At 36.3% G+C, this 15244-nt stretch carries 11 protein-coding genes; all 11 read left to right on the top strand.

The features are described from left to right. Positions 1-40: 40 nt before the first annotated feature. The 11 genes from AC056_RS15930 to tssA all read left to right on the top strand — a co-directional run bounded on the left by AC056_RS15930 (position 41) and on the right by tssA (position 15231). Positions 41-544, top strand: coding sequence for an Hcp family type VI secretion system effector (locus AC056_RS15930; RefSeq protein WP_000653195.1), 504 nt, complete (start codon positions 41-43; stop codon positions 542-544). Between the two features lie 79 nt (positions 545-623). Continuing rightward, entirely contained in the window at positions 624-1100 is a 477-nt protein-coding gene (gene tssE, locus AC056_RS15925; protein WP_077164181.1) for a type VI secretion system baseplate subunit TssE, read from the top strand. 16 nt (positions 1101-1116) lie between these two features. Beyond that, positions 1117-2928 carry a type VI secretion system baseplate subunit TssF gene (tssF, locus tag AC056_RS15920; RefSeq protein ID WP_077164180.1) on the top strand — a complete coding sequence of 604 codons (1812 nt, stop codon included), beginning with the start codon at positions 1117-1119 and terminating at the stop codon, positions 2926-2928. Next, positions 2892-3890 (top strand): type VI secretion system baseplate subunit TssG, encoded by a 999-nt coding sequence (gene tssG / locus AC056_RS15915; protein ID WP_077164179.1) that lies wholly within the window; start codon positions 2892-2894, stop codon positions 3888-3890. The genes tssF and tssG overlap by 37 nt, the downstream gene beginning before the upstream one ends. Further along, positions 3887-5299 carry a hypothetical protein gene (locus AC056_RS15910; RefSeq protein WP_077164178.1) on the top strand — a complete coding sequence of 471 codons (1413 nt, stop codon included), beginning with the start codon at positions 3887-3889 and terminating at the stop codon, positions 5297-5299. The genes tssG and AC056_RS15910 overlap by 4 nt, the downstream gene beginning before the upstream one ends. Positions 5300-5329: 30 nt before the next feature. Next, positions 5330-9169 carry a type VI secretion system membrane subunit TssM gene (tssM, locus tag AC056_RS15905; protein WP_077164177.1) on the top strand — a complete coding sequence of 1280 codons (3840 nt, stop codon included), beginning with the start codon at positions 5330-5332 and terminating at the stop codon, positions 9167-9169. A 37-nt stretch (positions 9170-9206) separates the two neighbouring features. Further along, the gene (gene tagF / locus AC056_RS15900; RefSeq protein WP_022574835.1) at positions 9207-10166 is read left to right on the top strand and encodes a type VI secretion system-associated protein TagF; all 960 of its coding nucleotides are present in this window, start codon (positions 9207-9209) and stop codon (positions 10164-10166) included. A 2-nt stretch (positions 10167-10168) separates the two neighbouring features. Next, the gene (locus tag AC056_RS15895; RefSeq protein WP_022574836.1) at positions 10169-10936 is read left to right on the top strand and encodes an OmpA family protein; all 768 of its coding nucleotides are present in this window, start codon (positions 10169-10171) and stop codon (positions 10934-10936) included. Between the two features lie 16 nt (positions 10937-10952). Next, on the top strand, positions 10953-11216 hold the full coding sequence (locus tag AC056_RS15890; protein ID WP_002048345.1) for a PAAR domain-containing protein: 264 nt from the start codon (positions 10953-10955) through the stop codon (positions 11214-11216). 217 nt (positions 11217-11433) lie between these two features. Continuing rightward, entirely contained in the window at positions 11434-14115 is a 2682-nt protein-coding gene (gene tssH, locus AC056_RS15885; RefSeq protein ID WP_077164176.1) for a type VI secretion system ATPase TssH, read from the top strand. A 21-nt stretch (positions 14116-14136) separates the two neighbouring features. Next, positions 14137-15231 (top strand): type VI secretion system protein TssA, encoded by a 1095-nt coding sequence (gene tssA / locus AC056_RS15880; protein ID WP_077164175.1) that lies wholly within the window; start codon positions 14137-14139, stop codon positions 15229-15231. The last annotated feature ends 13 nt before the right edge of the window (positions 15232-15244 follow it).

The following is a 15244-nucleotide window of genomic DNA, read 5'->3' as shown; positions in this document are numbered from 1 at the left end:
GCTAAAGAATAACTTTAAATTAAAAATAGGAAAGTTCTAAATGAAAGATATATACGTTGAGTTTCGCGGTAAATACAAAGTTGATGGAGAATCTCGTGATTCTGAGCACAAAGGTTGGTTAGAAGTTAACTCTTGGTCTCATAACATTCGTCAACCTAAATCTGCTACTTCAAGTAGCGTAGGTGGCCACACTGCTGAACGTGTTGAACATTCTGACATGGTTTTCGTGAAAGACTTAGATGCTACTAGCCCGAAATTATGGGAAGCATGTTCAGCTGGTTATACATTTGATGAAGTACAAATCGACTTTTATCGTGCAAATGGCGATAAACGTATCAAGTACTTACAAATCAAATTGAAGCACGTTCTAGTTTCTAGTGTGACTCCAACTGTTAACGAAGAAGGCGTTCCTACAGAAGCATTTGGCTTGAAATATGCTGCTGTTGAGTGGACTTATAACCAACAAGATATTAACGGTACTGCTAAAGGTGCTGTTACTAAGAAATGGTCACTTTCTAATAATACAGCTTCTTACGCAGCTTAATTATTTAAGTGAATATTTGGTGGAGGCTGACACAAAGTTAGCCTCTGCTGTCTCTAAATATGCTTTGTTGTGAACTCGAATGAACTTAGATCGGCTTTATCCATACGGATTTCGTTCAACTTTATTTGATCGCTTAATTCCAGAAAGTGAAGATTATGCAAAAGGTCTTTCTATTCAGCAATTAAGAGAATCAGTCGCAAACGATTTAGAAGACTTGCTCAATAGTCGGGTAGCAAAGTTAGATCATGTGGTTGATGACTATCCGCTTGTAAGAAAATCGATACTTCAGTTCGGGATTATTGATTTTGTTGGGCTTTCTACAGCCAATCCTCTGGATCGGGATAAAATCTGTCAATCAATTGAGCAATCAATAGCAGCTCATGAACCTCGGCTAAGACAAATACGGGTAGAGATGTTGTTAGATGGACATAATATGGGCGCATTATGTTTAAGTATTCAGGCTTATCTAAATATTCATCCTCTATATGAACCTGTTGTATTTGATGCATTGTTAAAACCAACAACGCAGCAGTATGTAATTTCAGCGAGAACTTAAGCGTAGTGGGTGTGTTGTGATAGAAGAGCTTTTACCGTTTTATGAAAAACAATTACAAGAATTTGGTCAGCAATCTCGAGAATTTGCCCAAAAATATCCAAAAATTGCTCAGCGCTTATCTTTAAATCAAGAGCAAATTGATGACCCGCATATTGAACGTCTGATACAGGCTTTTTCACTGATTGCCGCTCGAATCGATAAAAAGCTTACAGACAGTTATGATGTTTTTACTCGTTCTTTATTTGAGGTGATGTTTCCTCAATACTTGCGTCATTTTCCTGCTTGTTCAGTTGTTAGCTTTGAAGATATTAATAAAATTAAACAGCTTACAGAACCTCATCTTGTACCTGATCATACGGTTTTAAAATCTTGTAGTTTCAAAGGGGTACAGTGTGAGTTTAATACAACTCAAGATGTTAAATTACTACCTATTCATTTAAGTGGTTTAGATTTTAAAACTACACCTAGTGCACATATGCACTTAAACCAAAATGCGACGTTGAGCCTTAAATTTGAAATTTTTAATAGTGCTCATGCATGCTTAATTCATGAGAAGCTTCCTATTTATTTAGATGCTATCTCTAATTTTCCTTTACAAGTACTTGATAGTATTTTCAAAAAAGGGACCAGTTTTGCGGTTAAACATGGTCAAACGATTGTAGAGTTGGATAAGAATCCATTCGAGTTAATAGGTTTTTCTGAACAAGAAAGTTTATTACCTCTCGATCAACATACGCATCATGCTTATCGTTTGTTGATGGAGTATTTTTGTTTCCCAGAAAAGTTTAGCTATCTTAAACTCGATTTAGATTTCTTAAAGGCTGTACCTCAGCAAGTGTCAGAATTTGAGCTTTTAATTCATTTTAAATTAAATTTAAATGATCAAGCCGTTGTTAGAAACTATTCTGAATTAAATATTGCAAACTTTAAATTGTTTACTACCCCAGTAATCAACCTATTTGAAAAATATGCGGAACCTCAAAAAATAGTTCATAAGCAACTCGAATATCCACTCGTTACAGACGCTCACCATCCTGAATTTTATCAAGTATATTCAATACTTGAGATGAATATGGTGCGTGAAAAAACAAATCAGGAAGAAAGCTATGTTCCTGTTTTACCATTTTTTGCGATGAGCCATTATCACAATGATACAGCTCGCTTTTTTTACTCAGTGAATTATCAAAAGTTACAGTCTAATTTTGTTGAAATGGGCTATTCGATTATTTCTAAAAATCTAAATCCATTTTCAACACGTTCAGATTTTATTAGCACCAAATTATTATGTTCAAACCGTGACTTGCCTCATGAAGCGCTGGGTCAGTCTAATAACGTATTAAATTTAAACGATAGTAGCTTGGCGAGACGTGCCATTGTCTTAAAGCGGCCAACAAAGCCTTATAAGTTTGAACAAGGCCAAAGTGAGCAATGGCGTGTGATTTCGCATCTTTCATTAAATAGCTTAGCGCTTATGAAAGGGGATGCTGTTTCTCATGTTAAAGAGCTGTTGGCTTTATATAACTTACCTCAGTCAAAAGAAAATTATTTAATTATTGAATCAATTAAAAAATTAGAATTTTCACTTACCCATAAACTTGTAGATGGCAAACCATTTCCAATGTTTGTGAGAGGGGTAAAAGCTGAATTACAAATTGATTCATCAGTGTTTAGAGGGCATAGCTTATATATTTTTAGTCAACTATTAAGTCGTGTTTTTAATTTAAAGGTTCAAATTAATAGTTTTGTTGATTTGGTGGTTAAGGATTATTCATCTCAGCAGGAGTTATACCAATGCAGTCAGAACGTTGGTGGCAAGACTCTTCTATAACGGCTGAGTTATTTCAATGCCCTAAATCTTTTGAATTTATTCAAGCAACAAGGTTATTGCGTCATAGCCCAGCTAATGATGCTTCTTCGTCGTGGACTGATCATTTTAAGTTTGAGACCTCATTTAACTTAAACTTTCCGGCCACTGAGATTGAAAGTTTAGAATTAGTAGAAGAGCGTGTTCATTTAACAAACTTGATCGTTGGTCTTACTGGTATACAAGGTGCATTACCTTATACCTATACAAATAAAATTAAGCAGGCTCCACGGCAGCAACGCGCTGAAACTAAAGAGTTTTTGAGTTTATTTAATCATAAGCTGACGAGTCAGTATGTCGAGTCAAGTATTACTTATCACTTGCCTGTGCGATATGAAATAGAAAATAAAAATGATTATTTAGATATTCTGCATGCTTTAAATGGTTATGTTAGATCACAACATCAACAACAAGATTTAGATGAATATTTTGCCGAATTTTCAGGCTTAATGCAGGGGCAAAATAATACCGTTCATGCTTTGAAAACAATGTTGAGTTGTATATTTAAGCATGACATTACAATTAAAGAATTCATACAAGAATCATTTAAGTTGGCAAGTGATCAGTTAACAACTTTGGGCGGAAGCCAGCCTAGCTTACTTGGTATAAATACGTTTTGTGGAGAAACGATTCAACAAATTGATGGAAAAATTGAGATTCAGATTGGTCCGCTTAAGCGTCAGCAATATTTAAAGTTTTTACCTCATCAAGAGCTTAGTTTAAAGCTCAAAAAAATTGTAGAAACATGGTGCAGTCCAACTCTATCAATCGATTTAAGATTGATATTGGATGAGTCGGAAATACAACCCATTCGCCTAACTCAAAGCCAAGAAAGTGGCTTAGGGCAAGGTGCTTTTTTAATGTCTCGTAAGCCTAGTACACATAGCCATGAAACATGTTATAGCCTTATTGGAGAGCAAATATGATTAAAAAAATATTACTCTCATTCATCGCTATTTTTACAATTGTTAGTGGATTGATTATTTTCTACTGGCGTGATGTTCAATATAACCCTGATAAAGGAGATTTTTTCCTTTATTTTCTTTTGTTACCGGCAATCATTACACTGGCGATTTTATCGCCTTGGCTGATTTATAGTGCTTATAAAAGCTATAAAGAAAAGAAAGAGAAAGATGCAAATCAACGTCAAGATGATGATAGTCAAAAACAACAGACTACACCTGATCAGCCTTTAGAACAGTTAGATTTTCATATTTACTCTGCTTTCGCTATACATGCGTTAGGTGAGAATGAAACGATTATTGATGAAATACAAGATTTCAAAAGCCCAGAACTTGATGATCAGTTGTTAAATTCTTATGGATTGCCTCTTCTATCTTATCGAATTAAAGATTTAGCTGAGTCGAGTGAAGAGGATTTTCAATACACCGCTTCACCGAGACAAGTTCGTATCATGTCTTTAATAAGACAGCAATTAGAACAAAACATAGAGAATTTGTACCACTTGGCTGAACATTTAAAGCGTTCAATTTTATTTTATGAATCTCATCAGATCCGTGAATATCACATGCATCCTGCATGGGTTGATCCAAATTCTGAATATGAAGATACAGAAACACCTGTAGTTGAAGTACATCGTTTAAATCGTCTGAATTTACATATTCTTCTTCCAGAGGATTTATTGCATATATGGAATGATGAGCAAAGTAATGATTTGATTTTAGAATTCTTTACTGAAATTGGCATTATTTCCCAAAAAGTTCATATCGAATATCACTTTTTGGGAGAGCGTGTGGCTTATCAAGAATTTATTCATTTATTAAAACGTATTCAAAAGAAAGAGCATGAAGTATTTCTCGTGCTTGCTGTTGATTCAGAAATAGATCAAGACCTGATTGATGAAAAGTCTTGGATGGTTAAGGACTATATTCCGGCGGAGTTCGCGGCAAGCTGCCTTATTGCAGATCCCTCTTTAAAAATTGAAGAACTTGAACCCGCTAAAAATTTAAAAATTGTGATGGGTCAAGAAAAAACAGCAAAAGTTCTTAATACTCTGAACTTAAATGAATTGCCGCAGTACGCTGGGGAAGAGCCATATGTACTTATTCTTTCAGACCAGACAGATATAAAAGCAGCGAAGCATTTGCAGCAGCAATTTACACAAACTTCTGTTGAACCACATCACTTTATTTATGTGAAATCTTCATTGGGGCATACCCAGCATTTAGTTGATATTTATGGCTTTATGCTCAGTATGCATTTTCCTGAACATATCGTTCCTTTTGTCTTTGGAGAAAATACGGTGTCAGCACATACCTTTGTGCAGAGTGTCACTGAAAATTCAGAAGATGATGCGATGGTGTTGAATAGCTAATTTAAACTTTGAACTTAGAACGAGAATAGAATGCATACAATTTTAGGCTACTTGTGGCAGTACATCACGAATCCTAAAGCAATTATCGCCTTGTCATTGTTCGTGGCATTGATGTCTTCCTATACTTCAATTCCTCGCCATATATTTTGGGCTTTAGCATCTGCATATGCTTTAGGGCTCATTGTTTATGGAATTTATTGGCTAATTCAGCGCAAGAAGCATGCGGTTCAAGGTGAAGAGCTTGCTGAAGCGATTGAAAAAGATACTCAAGCAGAGTACGGTAAAAATAAAGATAAAGAAGAACTGCAACTTATCAGCCAACAAATGAAAGAATCTATTCAATTGATTCGTAAGTCAAAGTTAGGCGATAAGAAGGGTAATGCAGCACTATATGAATTGCCGTGGTATATGGTTATTGGTAACCCAGCTGCTGGTAAAAGTTCTGCGATCTATAATTCTGGTTTAAAGTTCCCTTTTGAAGAAACCCATCAAAAAATGGTTTCGGCTGGTTTAAGCGGTACCCGTAATTGTGACTGGTTCTTTTCTACAGAGGGTATTTTATTAGATACGGCTGGTCGTTATTCGGTATATAGTGAAGATCATTCAGAGTGGTTAGGTTTTTTAAATATATTAAAGAAGAACCGTTCTAAAGCTCCGGTAAATGGCTTAATTCTTATTGTAAGTATTGCTGAGCTGGTGAGCCAAAGCCCTGAACACTCATTGAAACTTGCTAAAAATTTACGTGCTCGTATTCAAGATTTAACTGAACGTTTAGAAGTTGTAGTGCCTGTTTATTTAGTCTTTTCAAAAATGGATTTGATTGCAGGTTTTACCGAGTTTTTCGAATTCTATGAAGTACAAGAATATAATCAGGCATGGGGTGCAACATTACCATATGAGCAAAACTCTTCTCATAATGCGGTAGATCTTTTTGAGAAACATTACACTATTCTTTATGACGGCTTAAAAGGGGTAAGTTCGACTCACCTTAGTCGTCGACATTCTCAAAATATCTCACCGAGTGTGATGACTTTCCCATTAGAATTTAAAACATTAAAACCTGCACTCAAAAGTTTTATTGCTACATTGTTTGAAGACAATCCTTACCAGTTCCAGCCAGTTTTCCGTGGTTTCTATTTCACAAGTGCCTTGCAAGAAGGTGTAATAGAAAGTCCAATGACTGAGCAAATTGCACAAGAATTTCAGCTTTCTCAAATTGCTCAAAATGAAGTAAGAGATCAATTAAAAACAACGCCTAACCATGGTTATTTCTTAAAAGGCCTATTTTCAGAAGTCATTTTAAAAGATAAAGATTTAGTGAAACAGCATGTTAATACAAGCAGAAAACGTCAACGCTACATTGCATTTATCGGTGCTTTAGCGGGTGTTTCAATTATTCTGGGTGTATGGATTTGGTCGTATCGCAATAACCAACAGCTTATTTCTGAAGTTCAAGCTGATTTAAATAAAGTCGTTCAGTTAGAGAAGGGTTCAAGCCAACAATTATCAACTCAATTGGAAGCGCTACTTATTTTACAAAGACGTCTACAACAATTAGATGAGTTTGATGAAAATAGACCTCTAAAATTTAGCTTTGGTTTATATCAAGGCAATGAGTTACGTGAAAAATTAAAAGCTGAATATTTAAAAGGCGTTAAACAAATTGTTTTAACACCTACTCAGCAAAATATTGCTCAGTATTTGCAACGTGTAAAAAATAACGAAGCGACTTTAAAAGCTAATCATACTAATGTTGAGATTAAGCAAACTGCTCAAACTCAGCAATATTTAGAGCCGTCAGATACCAATCCACAAGATGCTTATAATGCATTGAAAGCATATTTGATGATGAGTAATCCACAATATATGGATGCAAGTCACTTAAGCGATCAGGTAACGCGTTTCTGGCGTTCTTGGCTGGATGCCAATAAAGGGCAAATGCCACGTGCAGATATGATTCAGGAAGCTGAACAGATCTTATCGTATGCAATGACATTAGCAAATGACAAGCAATTCCCGATTTTGGATGCTGACTCTCAATTAGTTGATCAGACACGTCAAGTCTTGCTCTCTGTGATTAGAGGTATGCCAGCACGTGATCGCGTTTATAACGAAATTAAAATGCGTGCTGCTGTTCGCTTCCCAGCTTTGACAGTAAGTCAAATTGTTGGTGAGGCCAATAAAAATGTTGTATTGGGCAGCTATGCCTTACCAGGTGTATTTACTCAAAAAGCTTGGAATGACTATGTAGAAAAAGCTATCGAGGAGGCAGCAGATAAGCCTACAGATAGTAAGGACTGGGTGCTTAATAGCCGTCAATCTGATGACTTAACTTTCTCGGGTAGCCCAGAGCAAATTAGAAAGCAGCTCACAGCACTTTATAAGCAAGAATATATCGCGGAATGGAGAAAATTCTTAAGTGGTATTCACTATGCAAAAGCAAATCAATTTGCTCAGCAAGTCAAAAACATTGATGTATTAGGTGAGCCACAAAATTCGCCAATTCGTACGCTTATTGAACGTGTAGCTATTGAAACAAATTGGGATAATCCAGTTGTTCAGGCAGAGTTAGCTGCACCTCAAAAAGGATTTGTTGCATGGTTTAAACGTAAGGTCTTAAACCGTGATGATAAACAATTAGCTAACCAAGCAGTTGCAAATGCTCAAGGTGCTATTTCTCAAGAATATCAAATGTTCTATCAGTTGGTTCGTAAGCGTGATGATCAACAAGGTAAATCTTTACTTGATGAATATATGACGAATCTTGCTTTAGTACGTAGTAAGTTTAATGAACTTAAAAATGCGGGTGAGGTTGGACCAAGTGCAATGACATTGGTTAAGCAAACCCTAAATGAGCAGACATCGGTATTTAATCAGACTCAAAAAATTGTAGATGAAAAAATGGCGGTTGGTTTCAGTGAAATTGATCAACAACTTTTACAAAAATTAGTGGTAAGTCCTCTTACACAAGCCTTTGAAAGTTTAATTACGCCTACTCAAGATGAAATTAATAAACTTTGGGTTATGCAAGCGTATCAGCCATTTACTACAAATCTTGCTAAGAAATATCCATTTAACTCATCCGCTTCTTTACAAGCAACAAGTAGTGAAATTGGTCAAATTCTTGGTGAGAACGGTAGCATTTCTCGTTTTGTTAAAGAGAGCTTAGACCCATTTGTTATTCGTCGTGGCTATACCTTAACTTCAAAAACATGGAAAGATTTGGGTATTAGTCTAAACCCGCAATTTGTGATGAATTTCCAACGCTATGTTGCACCTACAAATGGTATGGCAACTGGGGAATTAAATAGTCAAGCACCAGCGGCTCCAGCAACGAATCAGTCTAACTTCCAGTTCTACCCAATTCAAAACCCGCAATTGCTTTCATATACCGTTGATATTGATGGTCAGCGTATGACTTATGAAAATGGTGTACAGCAATGGGTTAACTTTATTTGGCCAAATCAAGGCAGTATTCCTGGTGCGCGTATTACGGCTGTAGATTTACAAGGTCAAACGCATACGATTTTTGATGAACCAGGTGAATATGGTATTAACCGCTTAATTGATAGTGCACAGCGTAAAGAGCAGAACGGTGGGTTCGAAATGCTTTGGCGCAGTAAGACGGATCCATCATTGTTTGTGAAAATGAATTTCCGTCTTATTAGCAGTAACTCAGGCAGTATTGGTTCAAGTCGCGGTTACTCTGGTATGCAATTGGTTGACAAAGTTACTGCTGATAAAGCTGCCCGTGTTGTATCGGCGCAGCAAGCACCAGCTCAGGCTGCTGCTCCTACGAAACCAGCAAATCCCGTTGCTGCATTAACACAACCTGCTGCAACTCAACCAGCTGCGGGAGTTAAGCCATGACAGGGAAAATAACCTCAATATTAAAGGAGGAGGTCTAATGCATACATTAAAAACAACTCCTCTGTATTACGGGAAAAGTCCGGCACGCGGTGATTTCTTAAAAACAAAGGGTCAATATGCCTTAATACAGGTGCTTGACCAGTGGATTACAGAAGCACTGGAATATGCAATGCAATCCACTACGTTCAAAGAGGCATATGGTACGTTGCCTCCATTGGACTTCTTTATTGCAAATCCACAAGAGAATATGTTTTTAGCTGCAAATTTACTGGCGAGTGAAGATAGTTCAGGTCGAGCTTTTCCAATGGTACTCAGTCATTTACTTGAGATTGATTTACCTTACGAAAATTTATTATATGCACCTTATAGTTATAAGCATGTTTTAGTCGATTTATTTCAAAATAATCGTGCTTTAAGAGGTATTAAAGATTCTGACTTATTATTTGGTAAGCTCAATCATTTACCAAATCAAATTCAAGTCTTATCTGAACGTGAATGTATCGGTTTTTATGAAAACCATACAATGCATTCATTTGCTCAATTAATGAAGCTGAGTATTTATGAATTAGCTCAAAGTATGATTGGGCTAGGATTATTACTGCAGCCAATTTTACAAAATGGAACTAGTCGCTTAAATAAAGTGCTGATTTTGCCGATTAATAATCCTGCTTACTGTTATGAAATAGCAGCATTCTGGGTCAGTATCATTTGTCGTTTTTTAAAACAACATAATACTGAAGTCTTGATTGGATTGTTACATCGAGAGCAGCCAGTATTATTCTTTGGTTTTCAGGGTGCGGATATTTTAGCTCTTAGCGATATTTTTACTCAGAATATGGATAGTAAACATTGGGTTTCTTTAATAGAAGCTCAATGGATTGATACTTATTTGGAACAAAATGCTGGTTTAGCTACGCTAGAACAATCTTTATGCCAACGCCAATTAAGTTTAAATCAAGGTTTAAAACTATTTAGACAGACTTTTTTGGGTGAATAACAATGAATCAAAAATATCAAATTAAACTTTCACAATTAATAAAAGGCTGTTTTATTTATGCGATTGCAAATTATGCTTTAGCACAGCCAATTGTTGTTGAAGGTGTCGTGCCAAATGAAGCGAGTAAACAGGCCATTTTAATGAAAATGCAGTCTGTTTATGGTGCAGACCAAGTGGTAGATAAAATACAAGTTCGACCAGTAGCAGCTCCAAATGGCTGGAGTGATTCTGTAACAAGAGTGATTACACCAGATCTTAAAAAAGTTTCTCAGGGCAAGTTAAGTGTTAACGGCACGCGATTTGAACTGACTGGCAAAATGCTAAACCCTACAGAAATACAGCCAACTATTCAGATATTTCAAGGTTTAGTACAGCCACCATATCAATTATTTTCACAGCTTTCTGTAAATCAGGCTGAGCAGAAAGTCATTGATGATGCTTTAAAAAATCGAATTATTGAATTTGAATCTGGTAGTGCCGTGCTCACAGATGCTGGCCAAAAAATTCTTGATGAAATGGCGGTTGCTTTAAATAAAGTTGGCGGTAAAAAAGTCAAAATTGTAGGACATACCGATAGTTCTGGTGATGCGACTAAAAACTTAAAACTCAGTCAAGACCGTGCATTAGCAGTTAAAAATTATTTGGTGAGTAAAAACATTCCTGCTGATCATTTATCTGCAGAAGGATTAGGTTCGACTAAACCTGTAGCGGATAATACCTCTCCAGAAGGAAGAAAGAAAAACCGTCGAATTGAGTTCACCGTTTTATAAACATAAGGAGAAGAATATGGCTAGCCCTTATATTACGATTGGTTGCCCAACGACAGGTGGAGGGCAAGTCATTTCTGGTAATAGTGCATTTTTAATAGATGGAATTGCAATTGCGTGTGTAGGTGATAAAGCAACTTGTCCGGCGCATAAAACGGTTTCTACGATTGTTTCTGGAGATCCAAATATGCAGGTTATGGGAAAATCAGCAGCAAGAGTAAATGATTCATTATCTTGTGGTTGTAAATTATTACCGAAACAAAGTTTGGTTAATCAAGGATAACAGAGGATATATCTTTTCACTTAAACTGTTAAATTGAAAAGATATATGTACTAATTAAATGTTCTTAATGATATTAGATTTTTTATATAGAGATAAGAAATCGAACAAATCATATTAATGATTATGATGCTAGGTTATTTGTCGGATAAAGCTAAATTTTGGTAATATACGGGCATTATGATTTTAAGTATTAAATTATTTAAAAATATTGAGAGTGATGATGAGTAGTTTAAAAATTTTAATTACAAAACTTTCTACAGTTGCGCGCACTGCTTTAGAAAAATCAGCTAATGCTTGTGTTCTTCAGCAAAACTACGAAATTGAAATTGAACATTTATTTTTAGAGCTACTTAATCAGCCTTTAGAAAATGATTTAAAAATTTTATTAAAAAAATATAAAATCTCAGCTGACGCTTTGGCAGATGATTTAAAAGAGACAATCTCTCAATTACCAAAAGGGAATACCCGTACTCCAATTTTTGCCAAATCAATCGTACGTTTATTTGAGCAAGCCTGGTTGCTGGCTTCAGCAGAACAAAATCCTGTCATTCGTAGTGGTCATTTATTGGTTGCATTATTAACTGCACCAGATTTATATCAAATCGCAACAAGAGCTTCGAGTTTATTTGATCTTTTACCTATAGATTCAATGAAGCATAAGTTTCTTGAAATTTGTGAAAAGAGTGTAGAGCAGCAAGAAGGAACAGAAGCATCTTCACAAGAAGATGAGCTAGAACAAGTTGCTACTCCAACTGTAAAAATTCAAAAAACACCAGCTTTAGATCAATATACGATTAATTTAACTGAAAAAGCGAAGAATGGTGGAATTGATCCTGTTATTGGCCGTGAATTTGAAATTCGTTTAATGCTCGATATTTTAATGCGCAGACGCCAAAACAACCCGATTTTAACTGGCGAACCTGGTGTAGGTAAAACAGCTGTAGTTGAAGGGCTAGCGTTAAAAATTGCTCAAGGTTTAGTGCCTGAAGCTTTAAAAAATGTACATTTGCATGTTTTAGATATGGGCCTTTTACAAGCAGGTGCAAGTGTTAAAGGCGAGTTTGAAAACCGTTTAAAACAAGTGATTCAGGAAGTTCAGGCTTCGGCTCATCCTATTATTTTATTTATTGATGAAGCTCATACGCTTATTGGTGCAGGTGGCCAAGCAGGGCAAAACGATGCTGCTAACCTTTTAAAACCTGCACTTGCACGTGGTGAGCTACGAACGATTGCTGCAACAACATGGGCTGAATATAAACAGTATTTTGAAAAAGATGCTGCCTTAAGCCGTCGTTTTCAGGTCGTAAAGGTTGAAGAGCCGACCGAAGAAGTTGCTGTTGATATGCTTCGTGCAATGATTCCAGTAATGCAGAAGCACTTTAATTTACAAATTGATGATGAAGCAATTATCACAGCTGTACATGCTTCTCATCGCTATATCAGTGGTCGTCAACTCCCGGATAAAGCAGTAAGTGTTCTTGATACTGCGGCAGCACGTGTAGCGTTGACCCAAAATGCACAGCCAGTCAAACTTGATCAATTGAAGGCACAAGAACATAACTTAAAGCTTGAACAGCAAATTTTGGAAAATGAACATCGTCAGATTCCAATACATCATGAACGATTAGAGAACCTGAAAAATCACTTAGAGTCTTTACAAAATGAGATTCAAGAGACTCAAGAACAATGGCAAAAAGAATTAGAGCTAGTTCGTAAAATTCAGGAATTAGAAGCGCAGAGCCATTCTAATGAGTCTGAAGCCTACGATCAGATTAATTTAATGCGCAAAGATCTTGCTGATCTTCAAGGTCAACAGCCATTGGTTTTTGAGCGTGTAAATTCTCAAATTATTAATGAAATTATTTCTGATTGGACCGGTATTCCTGTTGGGAAAATGGTAAATGATGAAATTAAGCAAATCTTAACGCTTGAAGATAAATTAGGCGAGCGTGTAATGGGCCAAGATTATGCACTTACACAATTGGTTCAAGGTATTAAAACATCAAAAGCTAAACTAGAAGATCCGAATAAACCTCAAGGTGTATTCCTTTTAGTTGGCCCTAGCGGGGTGGGTAAGACTGAAACAGCAATTACCTTAGCAAATGAGCTGTATGGTGGTGAGCAGCATTTAATCACGATCAATATGTCTGAATATCAAGAAGCACATACGGTATCTTCACTTAAAGGTGCACCTCCAGGATATGTGGGCTATGGTCAAGGCGGTGTGTTAACCGAAGCAGTACGCCGTAATCCTTATAGTGTTGTACTACTCGACGAAATTGAAAAAGCACATAGTGATGTACAAGAACTGTTTTATCAAGTATTTGATAAAGGTACTTTAGAAGATGGTGAAGGTCGCGTTATTGATTTTAAAAACACGACCATTTTATTAACTTCAAATGCCGGTTCAAGTGCAATTATGCAGGCTTGTTTAAATCAGCCTGTTGAAGAATGGCCTACAGCAGAAGAATTAATCGAACATTTAAAACCAAGTTTATATAAACAATTTAAACCAGCCTTTTTAGGGCGTATGAGAGTTGTGCCATATTTCCCGTTGCATGACGATTTATTGGTTCGAATTATTAAACATAAATTGGGCAAAATTACAGCTCGAATTCAAAAACAATATGGAACAGAAGTTCAATATTCAGATGACTTGGTCGAGTTGCTACTCAGCCGTTGTACTGAAGTGGATAGTGGCGCCCGTAATGTAGATAACATCTTAAATTCGACAGTTTTACCTGCTTTGGCAACTGAAATTTTGGTAGCGCTAGCAGATCAAAAATTGCCGAAAGTGATCATGATTGATGCGAAAGATGATGAAATCCAATATTTATTAGATCCAGTGGCGAAGCCTGCTAAAAAACGGACTAGTAAAAAGTTGAAATCAGAAGTTTAAAATTAATAGAGCCAAAATTAGATGAGTATTGATATTTCTGAACTGCTTAAACCCATTAATGACAGCTTACTTTGTGGAGAGGATTATTCATTTTCTAATGAATTTCACGAAATAAAGAAAGCAAGAACAGAGGACGATCTACTATTAGATCAGGGGGATTGGGTTGCTGAGCGGAAACAGGCAGACTGGGATTTTGTTGCAAAGAGCGTAAGCACTTTGCTCACAGAAAAAACCAAAGATATCCGTCTATTAACATGGTTAATAGAAGCCTGGACTCATCTACACGGCTTTGAAGGTATGGTAAAGGGTTTAACGTTAACCCATACCATGCTGAACCAGTACTGGCAGGATATTCATCCGATTATTGAAGATGATGATTTGGACCAACGCATTGGTTTATTACAAGGTTTAATTAATCAGTTGCCTGGTTTGTTGAAGAAAGTCTCTTTAACTAACACAGTGCCTTATTACAATTTGCTTGATTACGATAATTTTCTATATCACGAGAACATTCGCCGTAAGCAAACTGAAGATTACGACAGCCAATCAGGCCCTTCTGAATTGGAACAATTTGATCAAGCGATCTTTAATACATCTAAAACCTTTCAATATTCAAATTATCAAGAATTTACTTCAGTTTTAACTGAATGGAATGTCTTAAAGCAGACGCTTGATCATTTAATGGGATTGGATGCACCAAGTTTTGCTTCAATTGATTCTGCATTTGAAACAATTCATAGCACTTTACGCAAGATTTATAAAGCAGAGGCTTTTGGTGCTGGGCTTACCCAAACCCAAGAACAGGCCGCTGTGATCATAACTCCATCTATAGAAAATCAAGTGCCTGTACAAATCGTATCGGAGCAGCCTATGTTTCAGCCCCAAGCACAAACTCACTTGGCTAACCGTGAGCAAGCAATGAAAGTGCTACAAGAAATAGCCGATTATTTTCAGGCCAATGAGCCACATAGTCCTGTGAGTTATATGCTTCAAAAGACCATTAAATGGAGTCAAATGCCATTACATGAATGGTTGGCACAAGTCATTAAAGATGAAAATCCATTACAAATGGTTCAGGAAATGTTAGGTGTACAGCCTAAAAATGAATACGAATAAAGATTGGTAAAGA

This window comes from Acinetobacter genomosp. 33YU (assembly GCF_001990725.1).
GTDB lineage: Bacteria > Pseudomonadota > Gammaproteobacteria > Pseudomonadales > Moraxellaceae > Acinetobacter > Acinetobacter seifertii.
Note: the sequence above shows the minus strand (reverse complement) of the source record. Positions and strands in the feature narration are given on the sequence as shown.

Bases quoted from the DNA above. Each gene is read 5' to 3' on its own strand.
- tssE (WP_077164181.1), top strand. From the start codon at position 624: ATGAACTTAGATCGGCTTTATCCATACGGATTTCGTTCAACTTTATTT.
- AC056_RS15890 (WP_002048345.1), top strand. From the start codon at position 10,953: ATGGCTAGCCCTTATATTACGATTGGTTGCCCAACGACAGGTGGAGGG.
- tssH (WP_077164176.1), top strand. From the start codon at position 11,434: ATGATGAGTAGTTTAAAAATTTTAATTACAAAACTTTCTACAGTTGCG.
- AC056_RS15895 (WP_022574836.1), top strand. From the start codon at position 10,169: ATGAATCAAAAATATCAAATTAAACTTTCACAATTAATAAAAGGCTGT.
- tssM (WP_077164177.1), top strand. From the start codon at position 5,330: ATGCATACAATTTTAGGCTACTTGTGGCAGTACATCACGAATCCTAAA.
- tssG (WP_077164179.1), top strand. From the start codon at position 2,892: ATGCAGTCAGAACGTTGGTGGCAAGACTCTTCTATAACGGCTGAGTTA.
- tagF (WP_022574835.1), top strand. From the start codon at position 9,207: ATGCATACATTAAAAACAACTCCTCTGTATTACGGGAAAAGTCCGGCA.
- tssA (WP_077164175.1), top strand. From the start codon at position 14,137: ATGAGTATTGATATTTCTGAACTGCTTAAACCCATTAATGACAGCTTA.
- AC056_RS15930 (WP_000653195.1), top strand. From the start codon at position 41: ATGAAAGATATATACGTTGAGTTTCGCGGTAAATACAAAGTTGATGGA.
- AC056_RS15910 (WP_077164178.1), top strand. From the start codon at position 3,887: ATGATTAAAAAAATATTACTCTCATTCATCGCTATTTTTACAATTGTT.